This window comes from Devosia sp., from assembly GCF_028290625.1.
GTDB lineage: Bacteria > Pseudomonadota > Alphaproteobacteria > Rhizobiales > Devosiaceae > Devosia.
On the sequence record NZ_JAQGJM010000038.1, the window covers coordinates 13161 to 31677 of the forward strand.

General features: G+C 63.3%; 16 protein-coding genes. 3 read left to right on the top strand and 13 right to left on the bottom strand.

Annotated features, from left to right (window positions below; genetic code table 11):
• Positions 1 to 301: 301 nt before the first annotated feature.
• The 4 genes from JWR51_RS21095 to JWR51_RS21110 all read right to left on the bottom strand — a co-directional run bounded on the left by JWR51_RS21095 (position 302) and on the right by JWR51_RS21110 (position 5279).
• Positions 302 to 1756, bottom strand: coding sequence for an amidohydrolase family protein (locus JWR51_RS21095; protein ID WP_299752359.1), 1455 nt, complete (start codon positions 1754 to 1756; stop codon positions 302 to 304).
• A 65-nt stretch (positions 1757 to 1821) separates the two neighbouring features.
• The gene (locus JWR51_RS21100; protein ID WP_299752362.1) at positions 1822 to 2865 is read right to left on the bottom strand and encodes a PDR/VanB family oxidoreductase; all 1044 of its coding nucleotides are present in this window, start codon (positions 2863 to 2865) and stop codon (positions 1822 to 1824) included.
• On the bottom strand, positions 2862 to 4193 hold the full coding sequence (locus JWR51_RS21105) for a Rieske 2Fe-2S domain-containing protein (protein ID WP_299752365.1): 1332 nt from the start codon (positions 4191 to 4193) through the stop codon (positions 2862 to 2864). Before JWR51_RS21105 ends, JWR51_RS21100 begins: the two co-directional genes overlap by 4 nt.
• A 12-nt stretch (positions 4194 to 4205) precedes the next feature.
• Positions 4206 to 5279 carry a nitrilase-related carbon-nitrogen hydrolase gene (locus JWR51_RS21110; protein WP_299752368.1) on the bottom strand — a complete coding sequence of 358 codons (1074 nt, stop codon included), beginning with the start codon at positions 5277 to 5279 and terminating at the stop codon, positions 4206 to 4208.
• A gap of 221 nt (positions 5280 to 5500) precedes the next feature.
• On the opposite strand from JWR51_RS21110, the gene JWR51_RS21115 reads away from it, so the two are divergent.
• Positions 5501 to 6193, top strand: a complete 693-nt coding sequence (locus JWR51_RS21115) for a GntR family transcriptional regulator (RefSeq protein ID WP_299752371.1) — start codon at positions 5501 to 5503, stop codon at positions 6191 to 6193.
• On the opposite strand, the gene JWR51_RS21120 is transcribed toward JWR51_RS21115, so the two are convergent.
• Entirely contained in the window at positions 6190 to 7536 is a 1347-nt protein-coding gene (locus JWR51_RS21120) for an amidohydrolase family protein (protein WP_299752374.1), read from the bottom strand. The two genes, JWR51_RS21115 and JWR51_RS21120, sit on opposite strands and share 4 nt — an antisense overlap.
• A 121-nt stretch (positions 7537 to 7657) precedes the next feature.
• Here JWR51_RS21120 and JWR51_RS21125 point away from each other — a divergent pair, with 121 nt between their 5' ends.
• The gene (locus tag JWR51_RS21125; RefSeq protein ID WP_299752377.1) at positions 7658 to 8275 is read left to right on the top strand and encodes an NIPSNAP family protein; all 618 of its coding nucleotides are present in this window, start codon (positions 7658 to 7660) and stop codon (positions 8273 to 8275) included.
• Positions 8276 to 8307: 32 nt separating this feature from the next.
• Here JWR51_RS21125 and xdhB read toward each other — a convergent pair whose 3' ends face one another.
• From xdhB to JWR51_RS21165, 8 genes are all read right to left on the bottom strand, one after another.
• Positions 8308 to 10590: a xanthine dehydrogenase molybdopterin binding subunit gene (xdhB, locus tag JWR51_RS21130; RefSeq protein WP_299752970.1), complete on the bottom strand. Its 2283-nt coding sequence runs from the start codon at positions 10588 to 10590 to the stop codon at positions 8308 to 8310.
• Positions 10591 to 10636: 46 nt separating this feature from the next.
• Positions 10637 to 12106 (bottom strand): xanthine dehydrogenase small subunit, encoded by a 1470-nt coding sequence (gene xdhA / locus JWR51_RS21135; RefSeq protein ID WP_299752380.1) that lies wholly within the window; start codon positions 12104 to 12106, stop codon positions 10637 to 10639.
• Positions 12107 to 12118: 12 nt separating this feature from the next.
• Positions 12119 to 12565: a RidA family protein gene (locus JWR51_RS21140; protein WP_299752383.1), complete on the bottom strand. Its 447-nt coding sequence runs from the start codon at positions 12563 to 12565 to the stop codon at positions 12119 to 12121.
• Positions 12566 to 12570: 5 nt separating this feature from the next.
• Entirely contained in the window at positions 12571 to 13512 is a 942-nt protein-coding gene (locus JWR51_RS21145; protein WP_299752385.1) for a dihydrodipicolinate synthase family protein, read from the bottom strand.
• 61 nt (positions 13513 to 13573) lie between these two features.
• Entirely contained in the window at positions 13574 to 14392 is an 819-nt protein-coding gene (locus tag JWR51_RS21150) for an ABC transporter permease (RefSeq protein ID WP_299752388.1), read from the bottom strand.
• A 2-nt stretch (positions 14393 to 14394) separates the two neighbouring features.
• Entirely contained in the window at positions 14395 to 15189 is a 795-nt protein-coding gene (locus JWR51_RS21155) for an ABC transporter ATP-binding protein (RefSeq protein ID WP_299752392.1), read from the bottom strand.
• A gap of 92 nt (positions 15190 to 15281) precedes the next feature.
• On the bottom strand, positions 15282 to 16070 hold the full coding sequence (locus JWR51_RS21160) for an SDR family oxidoreductase (RefSeq protein WP_299752395.1): 789 nt from the start codon (positions 16068 to 16070) through the stop codon (positions 15282 to 15284).
• 63 nt (positions 16071 to 16133) lie between these two features.
• The gene (locus JWR51_RS21165) at positions 16134 to 17138 is read right to left on the bottom strand and encodes an ABC transporter substrate-binding protein (protein ID WP_299752398.1); all 1005 of its coding nucleotides are present in this window, start codon (positions 17136 to 17138) and stop codon (positions 16134 to 16136) included.
• A 522-nt stretch (positions 17139 to 17660) separates the two neighbouring features.
• Between JWR51_RS21165 and JWR51_RS21170 the strand changes: the two genes are divergently transcribed.
• On the top strand, positions 17661 to 18362 hold the full coding sequence (locus JWR51_RS21170; protein WP_299752401.1) for a GntR family transcriptional regulator: 702 nt from the start codon (positions 17661 to 17663) through the stop codon (positions 18360 to 18362).
• Positions 18363 to 18517: the final 155 nt, after the last annotated feature.

Below are 18517 nucleotides of genomic sequence, written 5' to 3' on the forward strand. Positions count from 1 at the left end.
GGGTCTCGGGAAGGGAGCCGTCGGATCCAGATGGCTGGCGAATGGGCACGAATCACCTGGAGAAAGTACGGTTTCGTACACTGGTAACGTGCCTCTCCGTGCGACCACAAGCACAGTGCTAACCACGAACGAGCGATTTTTTTATCGTCCAGCGGCGATCGTAGCGGTGCCCTGAGGGTCGCCCAAACCTCTTCACGCCGTGGTTGGTGCTGCAGGATGTGAAATCGGCGGCGACAGAATAGCCGCTGCCCGGTTTGCCTAGCGGGCTACCTTCCTTGGAGCACGGTCGGGACGCGTCTGGCTATGCGATCCATCTCGAGAACGGCAGCGATCGATCGCTCTCGCGGCGTGCCGTCCCTGCAATGTACGGTATCGCCGGGGCCATTCTTGCAAAGTGATCCGCATAATCACGTTGGACAATTTCCAACAAGGCGCCGGCGCCTTCGATGAGCTTAGCCTGATCGACTTTGACAAGTTTGCGATCTCGCACCACGAACTCGCCGTCGACCAAAACGTCTCGCACGCCTCGTCCGTTCTCCGCGTAGACCAATTGCCGCTGCGCGTTGTTCAGCGGAAGATAGGCAAAATCATCGAGATCGATGATCGTCAGGTCGGCTCGCTTGCCCACCGCGATGGACCCGACAAGATCGCCGATTCCCAACACGTTGGCGGCGCCCTGGGTGGCGATGGCGAGCACTGCACGCGCGTCGAGCGGGCTATTTTGCGGGCCACGTCCCGAATTGAGGTGGGCCAGCGATCGCATTGCCTCGAACATATTCTGGCCATCGCCAGCACTGACATTGTCGCAACCCAGCGTCAGTTGCGCACCTGCACGCAGCAATGCGCCATGAGGCGCCACGCCGTTCTTGAGTTTCAAATTGCTGGCCGGGCATGTTGCCACGGCAGCGCCGACGCTGCCAATTCTGTCGATCTCGGCGTCGCTGAACCAGATGCCATGTGCCATGCACAAGCGAGAGTTCAATACCCCGGCTGCCTCCAGGTAATCGAGCACCGAGCCCCCATAGGCGCCATAAAGCTCCCTGGCGAGAAAGACCTGCAACTTGGATTCATTGACATGGGTGACATAAGGCAGGCGTCTGGCTCGCGCCAGATCGCCCAGGCCCGCCATCAGTTCGATCGTGCAGCGCTGTGGCGATCCTGGCGCTATCGCCCAGTGCAGCCGGGACTTGGCGGCGTTTTGCAGTGGCGTCGCCACGAAGGACAGGAATTGCTCGACATCGGGCGGATTGCCTGAGATGAGCGGCTGGATTTCCAACGGCATGCTTTCGCGAATTCCGGGCAAGCAGTCGATGGCCGGCCGATTGCCGACTTGCAGCGACATCACGCATCTGATGCCGATCTCGGCATAGGCAGCCAAGGCGGCCTCGACGATGTCCTCGCTCCCGGGACCGCATCCGAGCATATCCTGGACGGTGGTCGTGCCGTTGCGCAGGTTTTCAGCCGCGCCGATGAGCGTGCGCAGGCGCACCTCTTCCTTGGTCACCTTCCGCCAAGGTGGCAGGATTGCCAGCGCGATCCACACCTCCAGCGGAATGTCCTCGAACAGTCCGCGGGCCAGGACGTCGTGCGAATGATAATGGGCGTTGATAAGTCCGGGGATGATGAGGGTGCGATTGCCCTCGATGCGCTGGCTACCGGACCAAAGTTCCCCGCCGGGCTCACGCAAAGCGCTGATGACGCCGCCATCGATGAAGACATCGCGTTTGACCGGCACTGCCGATGCGTCGGTCAGCACCAGGGCATTCGAAAACACCAGACCCAAGGCGCCCTCCAGGTTGATCAGTAGCAGCGAACGCTTGCCTAAAGATCGAGGATCAGTTTTTCCGACTTGGCGCCGGAGCAGCAGATCAGCATGACGTTATTGGCATCGCGTTCGCGGGTGGAGAGGACATTGTCCTTGTGGTCTGGGATGCCGGCGAGGACGCGTGTTTCGCAGGTGCCGCAGACACCTTCGCGGCAGGAATGGGAGACCTGGATTCCATTGCGTTCGAGTACCTGCATGATCGACTCGCCGATCTCGACATGGAACTGCTTGCCGCTGCGCTTGAGTTCGACGTCGAAGGCGGTGGTTGGCTTGGCATTGGTGCCGACGAAATGCTCGATGTGAACGTTGTCGCTCGGGCGCCAGCCGGCCGAGGCCTTGAAGGTCTCGATCATGCGCCCGGGGCCGCAGCAATAGATATGGGCGGCCTTGGGAATACCCGATGCCAGCTTGAGCAGCGGCATGACCTTGCCGGCCTCGCTATCGAAATGCAGCAGAACCCGGCCCGGCGAGCTGGCCTCGAGCGCTTCCAGCTCATCCACGAAGGCGGCGGTTGAGCGGCTGCGCGCGCCGTAGAACAGCTTCCAGGGGCGCCCCAGCGCCTCGAGGCGCCGGATCATCGACAGGATCGGCGTGATGCCGATGCCGCCGGCGAAAAAGGCGTTGAGTTCGGCGTCCTCGACCAGCGGAAAGGTGTTGTGCGGCGGATCGACCGGTAGCACGTCGCCCACCTTGAGCGTCTCGGCGATATAGGCCGAGCCACCGCGGCTATTGGGATCGCGGTTGACCGCAATGGCGTAGCGATCCAGCGTTTCGGGCCCATTGGTCAGCGAATAGGAGCGGCTGAGTTCCCCCGGCAGCTTGAGGTTGATATGTGCGCCGGCCGTGAACGGCGGCAGCGGCGCGCCATCGGCCGATACCAGCTCGATCGCCCGCACCGTGTCCGCTACCAGCTCGATAGCCGACACCCGCAGCAGCAGGGGCCGGGCATCGGCGGGCACCACATGGTGCACCGCCGGCTCGTCGGGGCCCGAGGGATCCGCGAGCTGCGCATCGAACCCCATGTTCAGCCCCTCGCTCATTCGGCCGCGCTGAGGTTGGGCCGGTAACCCTTGATCTCAGCCATCTTCTCTTCGTAGCCCTCCAGCCATTCGGTGCCGTAGGGGACGATGATGTCGCCGCCGCGGGCATCCTTAGCCAGCTCCGGCCGATGGGCGACCGGTGGCAACTCGCCGGTGGCGGCATATTTCCGGGCCGCATCGAGCATGACGCGGCGGGTGAGGATCACCATGCGGTCGGAAGCGGCGAGGTGTTCCATCTCGCGGTCGACGATGGGCCCCATGGATTCCTGGATCATCTGGTCCTGCAGCGGCACGCCGACAATACCCGTATAGCTGTCGCCATTACGCTGCCATTCACGGTCGATGGCGTAGTCGTTGGTCAGGTCCTTGGTCGGGCGCCAACGGCCCTTCCAATCGGTGGTGTTGGGCAGGTATTCGAGCGGACGTGCCAGCCCGCCGACCGGTGTGCCATCCTTGTACATCAGCTTCTTCTTGCCGCCGCCACTGGCGCGGCGCAGGTCGATATTGAAGATCATGGTCGAGTGATCGTCGATCGGCACCCAGGCATTGGCGGTGATGTTGGTGTCTAGATCGCCGCTCGGATAGCTCACCCAGATCGGGAAAATATAGTGGGCATAGCGCTGATGCTCGGTGCCCTCATAGGCGTCGCGCTGCGCCGAATACATGGTGCCGTAAGCCATTTCCGACACGTTGATCTTGGGCGCCTTCTCCTTGACGGTGAAGACTTCGGGATCGTTGAGATCGAGCTTTTCGCTATCGACGCCGCCGACATGCAGAAAGCCCAGATGCGAGGTGTCGATGTCGCCTTCCAGCGCCTGCAGGTAATTGCAATCGCGGTGGGTCAGCACGATGTTGCGGTCGTCGCCTTCGGCCATGATGGCTTCCAGATGCGGCAGTTCCGGCGGGTTTTCCTGGTGCTCGCCCATATAGGCGAAGACCATGCCGCCCTGCTCCTTGACGCGGTAGGCGATCGCCGGTGTGCCGGCAGGATATTTGGACTTGTCCTCGAGATTAGGTTGATCGAGGCATTTGCCGGTCACGTCGAACTTCCAGCCGTGATAGGCGCAGCGGATGCCGCCCAGCTCGTTGCGGCCGAAGAACAACGAGGCGCAGCGGTGCGGGCAGCGGTGGTCGAACACGCCGACACGCCCTTCTGTGTCGCGGAAGGCGACAAGCTTTTCGCCCACGATCATCAGGCGCACCGGGTCGCCATCGGCCTTGAGTTCGGAGGACAGGCAGACCGGCAGCCAGAACTGACGGAAGAAATTGCCCATCAGCGTGCCACGACCGACACGGGTGAGCTCGATGTTTTCCTCGGCGGTAATCATGCCAGTTCTCTCCTAATGGGCTGCTGCGGCCACGGGCTCAACTGCACCGTGGGATTGCGGTTGAAGTATTCCTGCGCGCTCCAGATTCTGGCGAGCGGCCTGGATAGCCCCTTTGATCTCGGAACTGTCGGCCATCGGCGCGTCGAGGAAGTAGTTTGGTGGGTAGAATTCAGCGCGACTGTAGAAGGGCACATACATTTCGTAGCGCGCCCGCAGCAGCGGATTGTCGAGGCCGGTATCGGTGCGCCGGTCGGCCCGCAGCTGCTCGATATCGATGAGCGCGGTGACGGCGCTGTTCTCGGCCGCGTCCTCGCGATAGGCCAAGGTGCGGCCCTTGTGATCGAGGATATGCGAGCGCCCGCCCGGCTCGGTATTGTCGGGCGAGAAGCCGATCCAGTCGGCGACGTTGGCGCTGACCAGGTAGGTCATGTTCTCGGTGACGCGGGAGAGCTTGGCGGCCTCCTGGCGCGCGGTATATTTGGAATTTGTGGGGTGCAGGATCACCTCGGCGCCCTGCATCATCATCACGCGGGCGACCTCGGGAATGGTGATCTCCCCACACGGAATAACGCAGAGCTTGCCCAGTTCGGTATCGACGACCGGGAACCAGTTTTCCTGCGGCGTGGCGGCGGTATAGCTGCTGAGGAAGTCATGAACCGATGGGAACGCCGCCGTGTTCAGCCGCCGGTAATGCAGAACGATTTCGCCATCGCGGTTGATCAGGAACGAGCTGTTGAAATAGCGCCCCGGCCATTCGGGCGGTGCCTCGAAAGCATTTCCGGCAATGAAGATGCCGCGGCGACGCGCCAGTTCCTGCAGCGGCTGCGTCAGCCGACCCGGAAAGGGGTAGCAGGCGCGCGCGATCCATTCGGCCGGCCGCATCTTGAGTGGCGGCCCCTGCATGGCGAACTCGGGGAACACCACCAGGTCGGGCGCCTCGTTCGAATCGCAGGCCTGCTCGATGAGCGAGACGAGCCGATCGATATTGCGCTGGATGACCTGGCTCGCAGTCGCGTCGTCGGGCGCCTGCGAGGCGCGTTCGCTGCGCATCTGAATGCAGGTTGCACGCCAGGGTTTGATCGGCATCGGCTTCGACTCCAATGTTGGACCACTCAGGCACGCCAGTGGTATACCACCTATTTTTTACTGCATTGTCGAAAGATTGCAAGGCCCTCCCGACGAAAAAAGTGGAAAGACCGACCTTGGGATAGGGCTGGATTGCCCTTACGGGACTAAAGGGATACCAGACATATGCCGGGGTTGTTTAAGTCGGCAGTGCAAGTCGACTTTAGGCGGGAGAGTATTCAGTGGCGAATGTGCCCGAGCATCGCAACGATCAGGACCTGGTGGGTGATGACCAGAACTATGCCAGCCTGACCGAGCAGGTATACGGCCAGTTGACCGACCTGCTGATCGGGGGCGAATTGCGGCCGGGTGACGTGATTACGGAACGCCGGATGGCCGAACGGCTCAATGCATCGCGCACGCCAATCCGTGAAGCGCTTGGACGGCTGGAGTCCGAAGGGCTCGTCTACAAGCAGCCCAGCCGGGGCGTGACGGTCAAGCCATTCTCCACCGAGGCGTTCGTCGAGATGCTCAATGTGCGCCGACTGCTGGAGGGCGAGGCGGCCTATCTGGCGGCTGGCAAGATTCCGCAGGCGCGCATCGACGAGATCCGCAAGAGCCTTGAGGAGCTCAAGCGTTTGCCGCAACCGACGCTGGCCGAGATCTGGAAGGTGGACGACCTGCTCCATGGCGAGATCGCCACCGCCGCCGGCAACACGCTGATGGCACAGATGATCCGCGACCTGCGCCGCCGCATCCACGTGTTCAACGCCTATCGCAACAGCGTGCAGCCGAAATTCGGCTTCGAGGAAAATGGCCAGCTGCTCGACGCCATCGAGAGCGGCGACCAGGAGCGGGCCCGCGACGCAATGGTCCAGCACATCGACAGCGTCAAGCTGGCGATCATCGAACGCCTCTCTGGCGCCATCCGTTAGCCTCTGGCGACGAAGCGCCCGGTGCCGGCCTTTGCACGGATGGCAGCGCCGTCCCAAACCAGTTGACCGCGTACGAACGTCGCCGCCGGCGTCACCGCGAAGGTCTCGCCGTCATAGGCGCTCCAGCCGGGGCCTGTGGGATTGCTTTTGGCGTCGTATCGCATCGATACCGGCGCCATCACTGCCACGTCCGCGTCCATGCCCGGTGCCAGACGGCCCTTGCGGGACAGTCCGAAGAACCGCGCCGCCCGGTCACTGCCGAGATCGGCGACCATCATCGCGGCATTGTCGGCGCCATAACGCTCGGCCGCCTCGGTGAAGAAGCCCGGCAACAGTGCCTCCAGCCCCGGCATGCCGGCAGCCACGTCGAGGATTGACGGATTGGTCTTGCGCTCGATCGGCCAGGCGCTGTGGTCGGACGACACGAAGGTGGCGCCGTCCTGCTCGATCACCTCCCACATGTCCTCGCGCACGCCGTCGCGGATCGGCGGATTGACCTTGAGCTGGCCGCCCAGCCGCGTCATGTCCGTCGCCGCATCGAAATGCAGATAGTGGAAGCACATCTCGGCCGTCGCATCGACGCCCGCCTGCCGATAGCGCTCGACGATTTCAAAACCCTGCGGCGTCGAGATATGCACGATATGCAGGTGAATATCCCGATCCCGGCCCAGTTCGAGAAAGGTGGCCGTCGCCGTCAGTTCGGCGACCTCCGGCCGGCTGGCGCTGTGGTCTTCCGGGCGGGTGCGCCCTTCCGCCTTGAAGCGCTCCGTGGTGCGGCGGATGATGTCCTGGTCCTCATTATGCAGCCCGAGCGGCAGGCCCCTGCCCTCCAGCGCATCGATCAGCACCAGCGTCGCGCCATTGTCGATGCGCGGGAACCGGTGTGGATGGGCCTGGAACGATGAGATCTTGAAGGCGCAAACGCCCCCATTGATCAGCGCCGCGATATCGTCGGGATTGGGTTCTGCAGGAACGGTGCCGTAGAGCGCCACGTCGCAGATCGCATACTGGCCGACAGCGTCGACCTTCTGCTGTAGCAAAGCACGCGTGATGATCGGATCAGGCTCGTCATAGGGCATGTCGATGATGGTCGTGACGCCACCGCGCACCGCAGCTTCCGTAGTCGGCGTCAGTCCCGGAAAGCCGATCTGGCTGCCCGCATGGGTCTGGCCGTCGATGCCGCCCGGCAGCAAATAGGCCATACCGTAGTCGGCAACCTCTTTTGCTTGCGGCCGTCCGCCCTGCCCGACAGCAGCAATCGTACCGCCGGAAATCGCCAGCCAACCGTCATCGAGAATGGCGCTCGGCGATACGACGCGTCCAGCGATCAGCAGGTCATACATGTGCCGCCCTCTCAATTTCACAGCAGCCAAGGCATTTTCAGTATGCACTTGGCATCCATCTGGTGTACCAATATTTCGAGGCGTTGAATAGCCTCGCTGCAACCACAAACATGGGGCCAACATGTTCTATGATCTGACCATCCTGTCGCTATTGCCGAACACCCTGGGCGCCGTGCTGCCCATCCTGCCCAAGACCTACGCGTCGTTTTCCAGCACCGGAAAGACGATCGGCTGCTTCGGCTGCGAGTTCGGCGTCCTCAACCGTTTTGCCTTCCTGACTGCCTATGACAGCGTCGAGAAAATCGCCGAAGAGCGCGCCCGCCTGATGCAGGCCGAAGACCCCTACGGCATCGCGCCCTATCTCGGCGGCGTGCAGAGCACCGCGTTTAAGCCCCTGTTCTTCATGAACGACGCGATCGAGGCCGGCAGTTTCGGTCCATTCTACGAATTCCGCACCTATACGATCGCCCCCGGTGGCCTGGCCGAAACCGCCGATGCCTGGAGCAAGATCGTCGAGCGTCGCAACGCGATGTCTAAGCTTTTGATGGTCATGGGCTCGATCGAGGAAGGCCCGCAGCGCATGGTCCATATTTGGCCCTACAACAGCATCGAGGACCGGGTGAAAGCCCGCGGCCAGGCCAGCAAGGAAGGCATCTGGCCACCCCCGGGCGGCTCCGCCAAGCTGACGGCCCTGCAGTCCGAACTGTTCGTCGCCACCGGCTTCTCCGACCTGAAGTAATACCACGGGCGCTCGCCAATAGCGGGCGCCCTTCAGACCGCCTCGGCCCGCAGCCGCTCCATGGCCATCAGCACGCGCTCCGGCGTCGCCGGCGTGTCCAGGTGTGGCGCCTTGCGATAGTCCGCCACGCTCGCCACCGCCATGCCGAGCGCGTCGAGCACCGCGATGGCCAGCATGATCGGCGGCTCACCGACGGCCTTGGAATTGCGGACCGTCGGAGCCTCGTTGATCGACCATTCGGCCAACGCGACATTGAAGATACGCGGTCGGTCGGACGCCACCGGAATCTTGTAGGTCGAGGGCGCATGGGTGCGCAGGCGCCCCTTGCTGTCCCACCACAATTCCTCAGTGGTCAGCCAGCCCATGCCTTGGATAAAGCCGCCCTCGATCTGGCCGATATCGATATCGCGATTGATCGAGCGACCGACGTCCTGGAGGATATCGGTGCGTAGCACCACATATTCCCCGGTCAGCGTATCCACCGCGACCTCCGAACAGGCCGCCCCATAGGTGAAATAGAGGTACGGACTCCCCTTGCCGGCCTTGCGGTCCCAGCTAATGTGCGGCGTCTTGTAGAAGCCGGCGGCCGACAGCGATACGCGAGCGCCATAGGCCTGTTCGATCATCTCGGGCCAGGCAATGAGATGGCGGCCGACACGAACGGCTTCGTGCTCGAACACCACCTGCTCGGCGTGGACCCGATAGGCATCCATGGCAAATTCGACCAACCGCTGCTTGATCTGGCGCGTCGCATCGATCGCCGCCATGCCGTTGAGGTCGGTGCCCAACGATCCCGCGGTCGGCGCCGCATTGGGCACCTTGTCGGTCGCCGTCGCGGTGATACGCACACGGCTCAGATCGATGTGCAGTTCCTCGGCGATCACCTGCATGATCTTGGTATGCAGGCCCTGCCCCATTTCGGTGCCGCCCTGACTCACATGCACCGAGCCGTCGCGATAGATGGTCAGCAGCACCGCGCCCTGGTTCATTACCTTCTTGGAAAAACTGATGCCGAATTTGACCGGCACCATGCCGATGCCCCGCCGCACGATCGGGTTGGTGCGGTTATGCGCGATGATCTCGGCGCGCCGGGCCTGATATTCGCTGCTGGCCTCCAACTCGGCGATGATGCGCGGCATGATATTGTCCCGCACCTCCTGCCCATATGGGGTCGCGTTGCGCTTGGCGCCATCGTAGAAATTGCGCTTGCGCACTTCGAGCGTATCGAGCCCTAGCGTATAGGCGATCTCTTCGATCATCCGCTCGACGGCGACTAGCCCCTGCGGCCCGCCATAGCCGCGAAAGGCGGTATTGGAGACGGTGTTGGTATAATAAAGCTGCGACGCGACGCGGGTGGCCGGAAAATAGTAGGCGTTGGACGCATGCATCAGCGTGCGGTCGGTGACGCCGATAGACAGGTCCAACGAATAGCCGCAGCGCGCGCCGTAATCAGCCTCGACGCCGGCGATGATACCGTTGTCGTCAAAACCCACAGCATAGTCGACGACATAGTCGTGGCGCTTGCCGGTGATCATCATGTCGTCGTCGCGGTCTGGTCGTACCTTGATGGCGCGTCCGAATTTGCGCGCCGCCACGGCGCCCACCGCGGCGAACAACGTGCCCTGGGTCTCCTTGCCGCCGAAGCCGCCACCCATGCGCCGCACATGCACGCGCACCCCATTGGCGTCGAGCCCCAGCACCCGCGCCACCACATCCTGCGTATCGCTCGGATGCTGGGTGGCGGTATGGAGCGTGACTTCCCCATCCTCGCCCGGCACGACCAGCGACACCTGGCCTTCGAGATAGAAGTGCTCCTGGCCCCCGATGGTGATGGAGCCGCGCACCACATGGGCCGCCGCCTCCAGCGCCGCCTTCACATTGCCGTTTTGGATCACCATGCCGGGCGCCACAACCCGGCCGCCAGCCTCCTGCGCCGCGCGCACATCCAGGATCGGCACGGTCTCAGCATAACTGATCTTTGCCAACTTCGCCGCGCGCCGGGCAGCGTCACGGGTACGCCCGACGACGGCGAAAATGGGCTGACCGTGATAGGTGACGCTGGTTTCGCAGAACAGCGTATCGTCGCCGATGCCAGCCGGACTGATATCGTTCTTGCCCGGAATATCGGCGGCAGTGATCACCCCGACCACGCCCGGCGCCGCCAACACGGCGCCGACATCGATGCCGGTGATCTCGCCGCTGGCAATCGCTGCCGTGCCCAGATAGGCGTGCAGCGTTCCCGTCGGCTCGGGTATGTCATCGACATATTCGGCGCGGCCCGTCACATGCTTATGCGCCGAGTCGTGCGGCACCATGGCGCGGTTGGTCGGCCGAGCCCCGATATCCCGCCGCTTGCGGACGTCATCCATCGATCAGGTCCCTCCCACTCGTCACTGTCCCGCCCCGGGTTTCGATGAAGAAGCGCAGCAGCAGATTACGCGCAACCAACATGCGGTAACCGGCCGAAGCCCGCCAATCACTGAGCGGCTTGAAATCGTCGGCATAGCGGGCCATCGCGGCCTCGACGGTGTCGCGCGTCCAGGGCTGCCCGATCAGTGCCGCCTCGACACTGGGCGCCCGTTTTGGCGTGGCGGCCATGCCCCCATAGGCGATCACCGCATCGGCCACGCGGCCATCAACGATGCCAAGGCGGAAAGCGCCGAGTACCGAGGAGATATCCTCATCGAACCGTTTGGTGACCTTGTAGACCCGGAATTCCTGTCCGACGTCCGGGATCGGCACGCTGATAGTCTCGATGAACTCGCCGGGCTGACGGTCCTGCTTGCCATAATCGATGAAGTAATCCTCGAGGGGTAGCTCGCGCCTGCTGGCGCCCATGCGCAGGGTGATACGTGCCCCGAGCGCGATGAGCGTTGGCGGCGAGTCTCCGATCGGCGAGCCGTTGGCGATATTGCCGCCGACAGTGCCGGCATTGCGTATCTGCACCCCGCCGATCCGCGACCAAAGTTCCTCAAGCTGCGGAATGGCCTCGGTTAGCGACGCCGCCGCGTCGGAAAACGACACGCCTGCGCCCAGCACGATCCGCCCATCCGCGATGGCGACGGTCTGCATATCGGCGACCCGGTTGAGGAACACCACCACCGGCAGGCTGCGCATAAACTTGGTGACCCACAGCCCGACATCGGTCGCCCCGGCGATCAGCACCGCCTGCGGATAGCTCTCGAGCACCACCGCCAGATCGTCGCTACTAGCCGGCGAGATGACTCGATGCCCCGGCGCTTCGATTTCAATGCGCGCCCCGTCGCGCAGCGCACGTAACCTCTCAATCGTCTGTGCCCGATGAACCATCAGCGCGTCATCAGCCGGGTTGGCATAATGGCTGATCGTCTGCGCCGCCTTGATGATCGAACTGTAGCCGGTGCAGCGGCAGAGGTTCCCCTGCAGCGCCTGCTCCACCTCCGGCACGCTTGGCTTGGGATTCTGCAGCCATTGGCCATAAAGCGACATCACGAAGCCCGGCGTGCAGAAGCCACACTGGCTGCCATGATTGTCGACCATCGCCTGCTGCACCGGATGGAGCGGCGCGTCCTGCGGCGCCAGATGCTCGATGGTCACGACATGCACCCCATCGAGCGAGGCGACAAAACGGATGCAGGCATTGATGGTCTCATAAACCAGATGGTCGTCGCGATCGAGCCGCCCCACCAGCACGGTGCAGGCGCCACAATCGCCCTCGGCGCAGCCCTCCTTCGTGCCGCGCATCATCCGATCCAGCCGCAGGTAATCCAACAGCGTCTGGTAAGGCGCGATGGTATCAAGCTCGACCAACACGTCATTCAGATAGAAACGGACCGTCCGGCGAACGTTCATGCAATCCCCTCCCTACCGACGGATCTGGCAAATGCAGTCGATCGCCAGCGCCGTGCCGCCCGGCAGGGATGCAACTCCGTAGGCCATCCGCGCATGCGCGCCACGCTCGCCGAACACCTCCAGCAGCAGTGTGGAACAACCGTCGATCACCGCCGGATGCTGGGCGAACTCGGGCACGGCACAGATCATCCCGGTGATGCGGATCACCTGCTGCACCTGTTCGAGGTCCCCAAGTGTGTCCTGTAACACCGATAATATAGAGAGCCCGACGCCCCGCGCCGCGGCATTGGCAGCCGCGACGTCGAAATCCCGCCCGACAATACCGACCAGCGGCCCGCCCTCCGCGTTGCGAGCCCCGAATCCAGACAGATAGATCAGGTCACCAACGATGACAGCCGGTCGGTATGCACCGGCCGGCTTGGGTGGCGCCGGTAGGACGAGGCCCTGTGCGAGTGCCATGGCGTTCAGGCGACCGCGGCGATCGGCGCGCCGCTTTCGGCGAGGCGCTGCTGCAGCCGGTGCACCAGCCGATCCAGCTCGCGGTGGTCGTCCCCGGTCAAGCGCGGGCCGGGCGAGCGGACATGCGCGGAGGCAATCGCGCCGCGGCGACGCAGCAGCTCCTTGCGCAGCGCGATGCCAACCACCGGCTGGGCCTCGTGGCGCAGCAGTGGCAGGTAGGCGTCATAGAGGTCTTCGCCGCGGTCCTGGTTGCCCTTGGCGAATTCGGCGCAGACCTGCACTAGCATTTCGGGATAGGCGAAGCCGGTCATCGCGCCATTGGCGCCGCGCGCCAGTTCCTGCGGCAGGTAAAGCCCACCATTGCCCACCAGGACGCTGACCTGGCGGCCCGGCGCGGCGCGCAGGCGCGATAGCTTGGTCAGGCCTGGCCAGTCCTCGTGCTTGAGCATGACGACGTTGGGGTAGCGTTCAAAGACGCGCAGCAGGCAATCGACGGAAATGTTGACGCCGGTGGTAAAAGGATAGTCCTGCAACACTACCGGCGCATTATCCAGCCGGTCGATGACATTGCTGAAATAGCCCAGGATTTGCTCTTCGGTCCGCAGGGTGGTGACCGGGGCCAGCATCAGGCCGGCGGCGCCGGCATCCATGGCTTCCTTGGCGAACTGCACCAGCGGATCGGTACCCGGATTGGAGACGCCGACTACGACGGGCACCCTCCCATCGACACGCTCCAGGTAGCGCGTCATGACCTGGCGGCTTTCGTCGACGCTCAGCTTGTGGGATTCCCCCATCATGCCGAGGATCGTGATGCCGGACACGCCCTTGTCGAGGTAAAACTCGGTGACGCGATCGATGCTGTCCAGGTCGACCTGGCCAGCATCGGTAAATGGCGTGACAGCGATGACGTAGACGCCCGCCGCGCTCTCATCCAGCCGGTGTGACATATTCTTTCTCCTCGGTTCGGCGTTATAGGGCGACGGCCTTGCTGCGGTCGTCGCGTTTGGATTACTCGCTGGTGATCACGGCGGCGTGCTTCCACGGCACGACGAACTTCTCGATCAGCTCGATGATGGCAAAGAAGATCATGCCGATGGCCGAGATCATGATGATAGCCGCGAACTGACGGGCGATGTCGAAGCTGGAGCCGGCCACTACGATGACGTAGCCCAGCCCCTTGTCGGCCCCGATGAACTCGGCCACGACCGCGCCGATGACCGACAGCACCGTCGCCAGCTTGAGGCCGGCGAACATATAGGGCAGCGCTTGCGGCAGCCGGAACTTCCAGAACGTCTGCCAGCCGCCGGCACCCATCGATTGGGCCAGATACAGCATTTCGGCGGAGCTCGACTTCAGCCCCACCACCGTATTGATGACGATCGGGAAGAACGACAGCAGCACGACGATGACGATCTTGGGCGTCAGGCCGTAGCCGAACCAGGCCAGCAGCAAGGGGGCGATGGCCACCTTGGGAATGGTCTGGCTGGCGACGATCAGCGGGTAGACCGAGCGTTCGGCGGCGCGCGAATAGGTCACCAGCACCGCCAGCGGCACGCCGATGAAGATGGCGCAGATAAAGCCGATCAGCACTTCGGACAGGGTCACGCCGGCATTGATCAGCAGCCGCGGCCAGTAGTCGACGAATTCCAGGGCGATCGCCGAGGGCGACGGCAGGATGTAGACGGGAACATTGGTGATACGGACCGCGATTTCCCAGAGCACCAGCAGGATGATGAGGGTCCAGAAGGCCGGCGATACGGAGCCGAGAAAACGCAGTGGGGAACGACGGGTCCGCGCAACGGGCGCAGCGTCGGTTATCGCAGCCATGGTCACACCTCTTCCCTGAAGACGCCGAGACCCATGAAGATCTCAGTCAGCTCGCGCGTGTATTTGATGAATTTGGGGTCTTCGCGCACCGCCAGCCGGCGGGGGCGTGGCAGGTCGATATCGATGATTCTCTCGATCCGGCCGGGGCGCGGCGACATCACCACCACGCGGTCGCTGAGGAACACTGCCTCGGGGATCGAGTGGGTGATGAAGAACACCGTCATGTCGTCGTCCGAGCACAGGCGCAGCAGGTCGAGCTGCAACTGGTCGCGTGTCATGGCGTCGAGCGCGCCGAACGGCTCGTCCATCAGCAGCAGGCGCGGCTTGTGCAGCAGCGCCCGGCAGATCGACACGCGCTGGCGCATGCCGCCTGACAATTCCTTGGGATAGGACCCTTCGAAATCCTCCAGCGACACCATCTTGAGCAATTGCTTGGCGCGGGCGGTCGCGGCGTCCATCGGCGACTTGCGGATTTCCGCCTGGATCAGGATGTTCTCCAGCGCATTGCGCCATTCCAGCAGCACGTCCTGCTGGAAGACGATGCCGATATCGGAATTGGGGCCGTTGATAATCTTATCGTCGACCTGGATCTTGCCGCGGCTCGATGGCAGCAGGCCCGACAACAGCATGAGCAGCGTGCTCTTGCCGCAGCCCGACGGTCCCAGGATCGACACGAACTCGCCGTGCTGGATCTGCAGATCGACCTCGCGCAGCGCCTGCACTTCGCCCTGGCGTCCGCGGAAGGTCTTGGAGACCTGGCTGATATTGATGTGTGGTTTGACCGCATGATCGGTCATGAGTGACGTTGCGATTTGATCCACCTGCTGCTGCTTCGGCCTAAGCCGACCTCCCTATCGAAAACCTGCCGTCCACCTGTCCGCTCTTGCGGCTAGATCGAGCGGATGGCCCCTCCGTCCACACGAATGACGGAACCCGTGACGTAGCTGGCGCTGGCGCCAGCCAGAAATGTTGCGACGGCCGCGAACTCCTCGACCGTGCCGTAGCGCCCCGCCGGAATAGATGCCGCCGATGCCTGCGCAATATCGTCCTCACTGCGGCCTGCAGCGCTGGCCATGGCCGCATCCACGCTGTGCGTGCGGTCGGTGGCGATGCGTCCTGGCGCCAGGATGTTGACGGTGACGCCGTCGCTGGCCACCTCACTGGCCAGCGTCTTCATGAAGCCGACCAGCGACGCGCGCAGCGTATTGGAGATCGGCAGATGCGCGATTGGCTGCACCACCCCGCTGGACGCGATCGTCAGGATGCGGCCCCAGCGCCGCTGCCGCATCGATGGCAGCACCGCCAGCGTCATGGCGATCAGCGGTTGAACCATGCCGTGGAACTGCTTTTCCAGCGCCGCCAGGTCCATCTCGCTTGCCCTGCCCGTCGGCGGCCCGCCGCTATTGTTCACCAGGATGTCGACCTCGCCGGCGGCAGCCCGAACCTCATCCAGGATGCGTTGCGGCGCGGCCTTGTCCGCCAGGTCGGCCGCCACGATCACGCAGCGATCCCGATCAGCCGCCGGCAAAGCGGCCCGCGCTGCGGCCAGCGCATCGAGGGACCTCGAGGTCATGGCGACCCTGGCGCCCTCGGCCAGAAGGCTGCGGGCAATACCCAGCCCGAGGCCCCGGCTTCCGCCGAGGATCAACGCCGTCTTTCCGTTCAGTCCGAGGTCCATCGCTTCACTCTGCATCGGGCGGGATTGGCGCGGCGACTTGGGTCGCCGCGCCGGTTGACTTTGTTACTTGGCGGCGGGCTGGTAGGCGTTGGTGTAGACCATGTCGGCGGTCACGAAACCGGTCGGGACTTCGCTGTACTTTTCGACCAAGTCGATCGACTGCTGCACATCCTCGGGCGCGATCAGGCCGAACGCCTGGCCTTCGGTGCGCTGGGTGTGACGGTACTTTTCCATCACGTCGATCTCGCGGGCGATCGCCTCTTTGTTGGCGTCGGGCCGGTATTGCATGAAGATCTCCAGCGCCGCTTTCGGATCGGCCAGCACGTCGTCATGAGCCTTGGTCAGGGCGCGCAGATAGCCGCGGACGGCATCTTCATGGGCCGCCAGCCAGTCCTTGCGCACGATGACGCTCGAACCCAGCACATTGATGCCATGGTCGGCAAACAGCATCGGCGGCTCGATTTCCTTGAAATCGGCGATCTGGTCACCATCGGGGTTCGCCCAGGCATTAATGAAGTCAGCATCGCCGCTCAGCAGCGCCTGCTTGTAATTGTCGGTGATGATCAGCTCGATCTTGTCCATATCGACGCCGTTCACTTCGGCGAACGCGCCGATCATGCCGTCGCTGAGATTGCCCGCCTCGGTGGCGAAGCGCTTGCCTTCCAGATCCTTGGGCGACGCGATGCCGCTGCCCTTGAGCGAGATGATCGAGGTTGGGTCTTTCTGCACCAGGCCGAACACGGCCGTGATGTTGTCGAACTTGGCTTGAGCCGACGCCTGAACGAGGGCGCCAAGGCCGGCATTACCGAGCTGGATGCTGCCATTGCCCACGGCCTGAATGGTCCCGGTCGAGCCGTCCCCATCGGCAATCGAGACGTCGAGCCCTTCGTCCGCGAAGTAGCCTTTGCCGAGCGCCACGAAGAAAGGCGCGTCGATACCACCGGCGATAAAGGCGAGCCGGACATCGATATGTGTCGGCGCGGCCTGCGCAAAAACCGGCAGCGTGGCAGCGCTCAGCGTGCCGACAACCGCGGCGGCGAGCAATCCGCCCTTCCAGAAATTCTTCATTTTCAACCTACCCCTGACCACCAGTTCAGCCTGGCATTCACACGGTATGCCAACGGAATATCTGGTGTCAACCAGCCTTGAGTGCGCTTTAGGCGAATGTCTAGTTCCGCCTAATTCGCAGGCATATGGCGTGAAATCATGCATCGCGTGGTTGCACTCAATGCATACCTGCCAAACGGCTTTGCCGTCTCGCGATTTTCGAAATCGTGTAGTGGCGGGCGAATGTGGGGGTGCCGCTTTGTTAGTCAAAAACACCTGCACGCGCTCCATGCCCACGAACTCGGCGGGCCAACTCTCTGCCGCACTTGCAAATCTCAGACCAGTGTAGCGGCCCTCAGCGATGGACTGCCCTGCGCGGAAAGCGTGGCTGGCGCGGACCGCTAGCCGCCCATAGACGAAGGCCATCTTGCCACCCCAGGCAGGTGTAAGGCCTCGTCCCTTCGCTGCGCGTTATGCTCACGAGAACGGCAGCGATTGACGTTGGTATGTCATCGGTGTACCAGATGATGGAGGGAGCCATCTATGAGCGTTGTGGGTCAAGCCGGTGAAGCTGGCAGCGTCGATGCCAGGCTGAAAGTCGCCGAGGTCGTCAGCCTGAGCGATTACGCCTATACCTGCATCCTCGAGCAGATATTCTCCGGTAAGATCGCTCCTGGCACCATCCTGCAGGAGCGCCGCATAGCCGAAGCCCTGTCGATTTCCCGCACCCCGGTTCGCGAAGCCCTCGGACGGCTCGAAGCCGAACTGCTGGTCACGCGCAGCCATGGCCGCGCCCCCGTGGTCAGCCATGTCGGCGTGGAATCCTTCGTCTCCATCCTCGATATGCGCCGCATCCTCGAAGTGGAATGCGCCGGCCGGGCCACCGGGCATCTGGGCCAGAACGAGGCCGACAGGGTTGTCGCCGAGATCAACGCGCTGCTCGCCATGAGCGCGCCGACCCCGGTCCAGCATTGGGCCGTCGACGACCTCGTGCACGAGACCATCGCCGATGCCGCCGGCAATCCGCTGGTTGCCTCGACCATCCGCGACCTGCGCCGCCGCACGCGTCTGTTCAACACCACGCGCATCCGTCAGCGCTTGACGCCGGGCGCTTCGGAGCACCTCAAGATGATCGCGGCGATCATGAGCGGCGATCCGGACCTATCGCGGGAGGTGATGGGCCGGCATCTCGACAACGTTCGCGACGCCATCATCGAATATCTCCTCGGGGCCAAACGGTCCTGACGTGACGAATTCGGATACGGCAACCACATCCCCGCAAAGCTCAACGGTGCCAGTCGGAGGCGATGGCGGCGCCCGAGGGTCCGCCGACGGTCGCCTTGGCCAGCCTTGGCATCGCCGTCGGCTGGCGCATGGCAAGACGAGCACGCCTCTGCTCC

What these genes read in the sequence shown, in the direction of transcription:
- JWR51_RS21100 (WP_299752362.1), bottom strand. Translation starts at nt 2,865, where the DNA reads ATGAGCGAGGGGCTGAACATGGGGTTCGATGCGCAGCTCGCGGATCCC.
- JWR51_RS21105 (WP_299752365.1), bottom strand. Translation starts at nt 4,193, where the DNA reads ATGATTACCGCCGAGGAAAACATCGAGCTCACCCGTGTCGGTCGTGGC.
- JWR51_RS21110 (WP_299752368.1), bottom strand. Translation starts at nt 5,279, where the DNA reads ATGCCGATCAAACCCTGGCGTGCAACCTGCATTCAGATGCGCAGCGAA.
- JWR51_RS21120 (WP_299752374.1), bottom strand. Translation starts at nt 7,536, where the DNA reads ATGTATGACCTGCTGATCGCTGGACGCGTCGTATCGCCGAGCGCCATT.
- JWR51_RS21125 (WP_299752377.1), top strand. Translation starts at nt 7,658, where the DNA reads ATGTTCTATGATCTGACCATCCTGTCGCTATTGCCGAACACCCTGGGC.
- xdhB (WP_299752970.1), bottom strand. Translation starts at nt 10,590, where the DNA reads ATGGTGCCGCACGACTCGGCGCATAAGCATGTGACGGGCCGCGCCGAA.
- xdhA (WP_299752380.1), bottom strand. Translation starts at nt 12,106, where the DNA reads ATGAACGTTCGCCGGACGGTCCGTTTCTATCTGAATGACGTGTTGGTC.
- JWR51_RS21140 (WP_299752383.1), bottom strand. Translation starts at nt 12,565, where the DNA reads ATGGCACTCGCACAGGGCCTCGTCCTACCGGCGCCACCCAAGCCGGCC.
- JWR51_RS21145 (WP_299752385.1), bottom strand. Translation starts at nt 13,512, where the DNA reads ATGTCACACCGGCTGGATGAGAGCGCGGCGGGCGTCTACGTCATCGCT.
- JWR51_RS21150 (WP_299752388.1), bottom strand. Translation starts at nt 14,392, where the DNA reads ATGGCTGCGATAACCGACGCTGCGCCCGTTGCGCGGACCCGTCGTTCC.
- JWR51_RS21155 (WP_299752392.1), bottom strand. Translation starts at nt 15,189, where the DNA reads ATGACCGATCATGCGGTCAAACCACACATCAATATCAGCCAGGTCTCC.
- JWR51_RS21160 (WP_299752395.1), bottom strand. Translation starts at nt 16,070, where the DNA reads ATGGACCTCGGACTGAACGGAAAGACGGCGTTGATCCTCGGCGGAAGC.
- JWR51_RS21165 (WP_299752398.1), bottom strand. Translation starts at nt 17,138, where the DNA reads ATGAAGAATTTCTGGAAGGGCGGATTGCTCGCCGCCGCGGTTGTCGGC.
- JWR51_RS21170 (WP_299752401.1), top strand. Translation starts at nt 17,661, where the DNA reads ATGAGCGTTGTGGGTCAAGCCGGTGAAGCTGGCAGCGTCGATGCCAGG.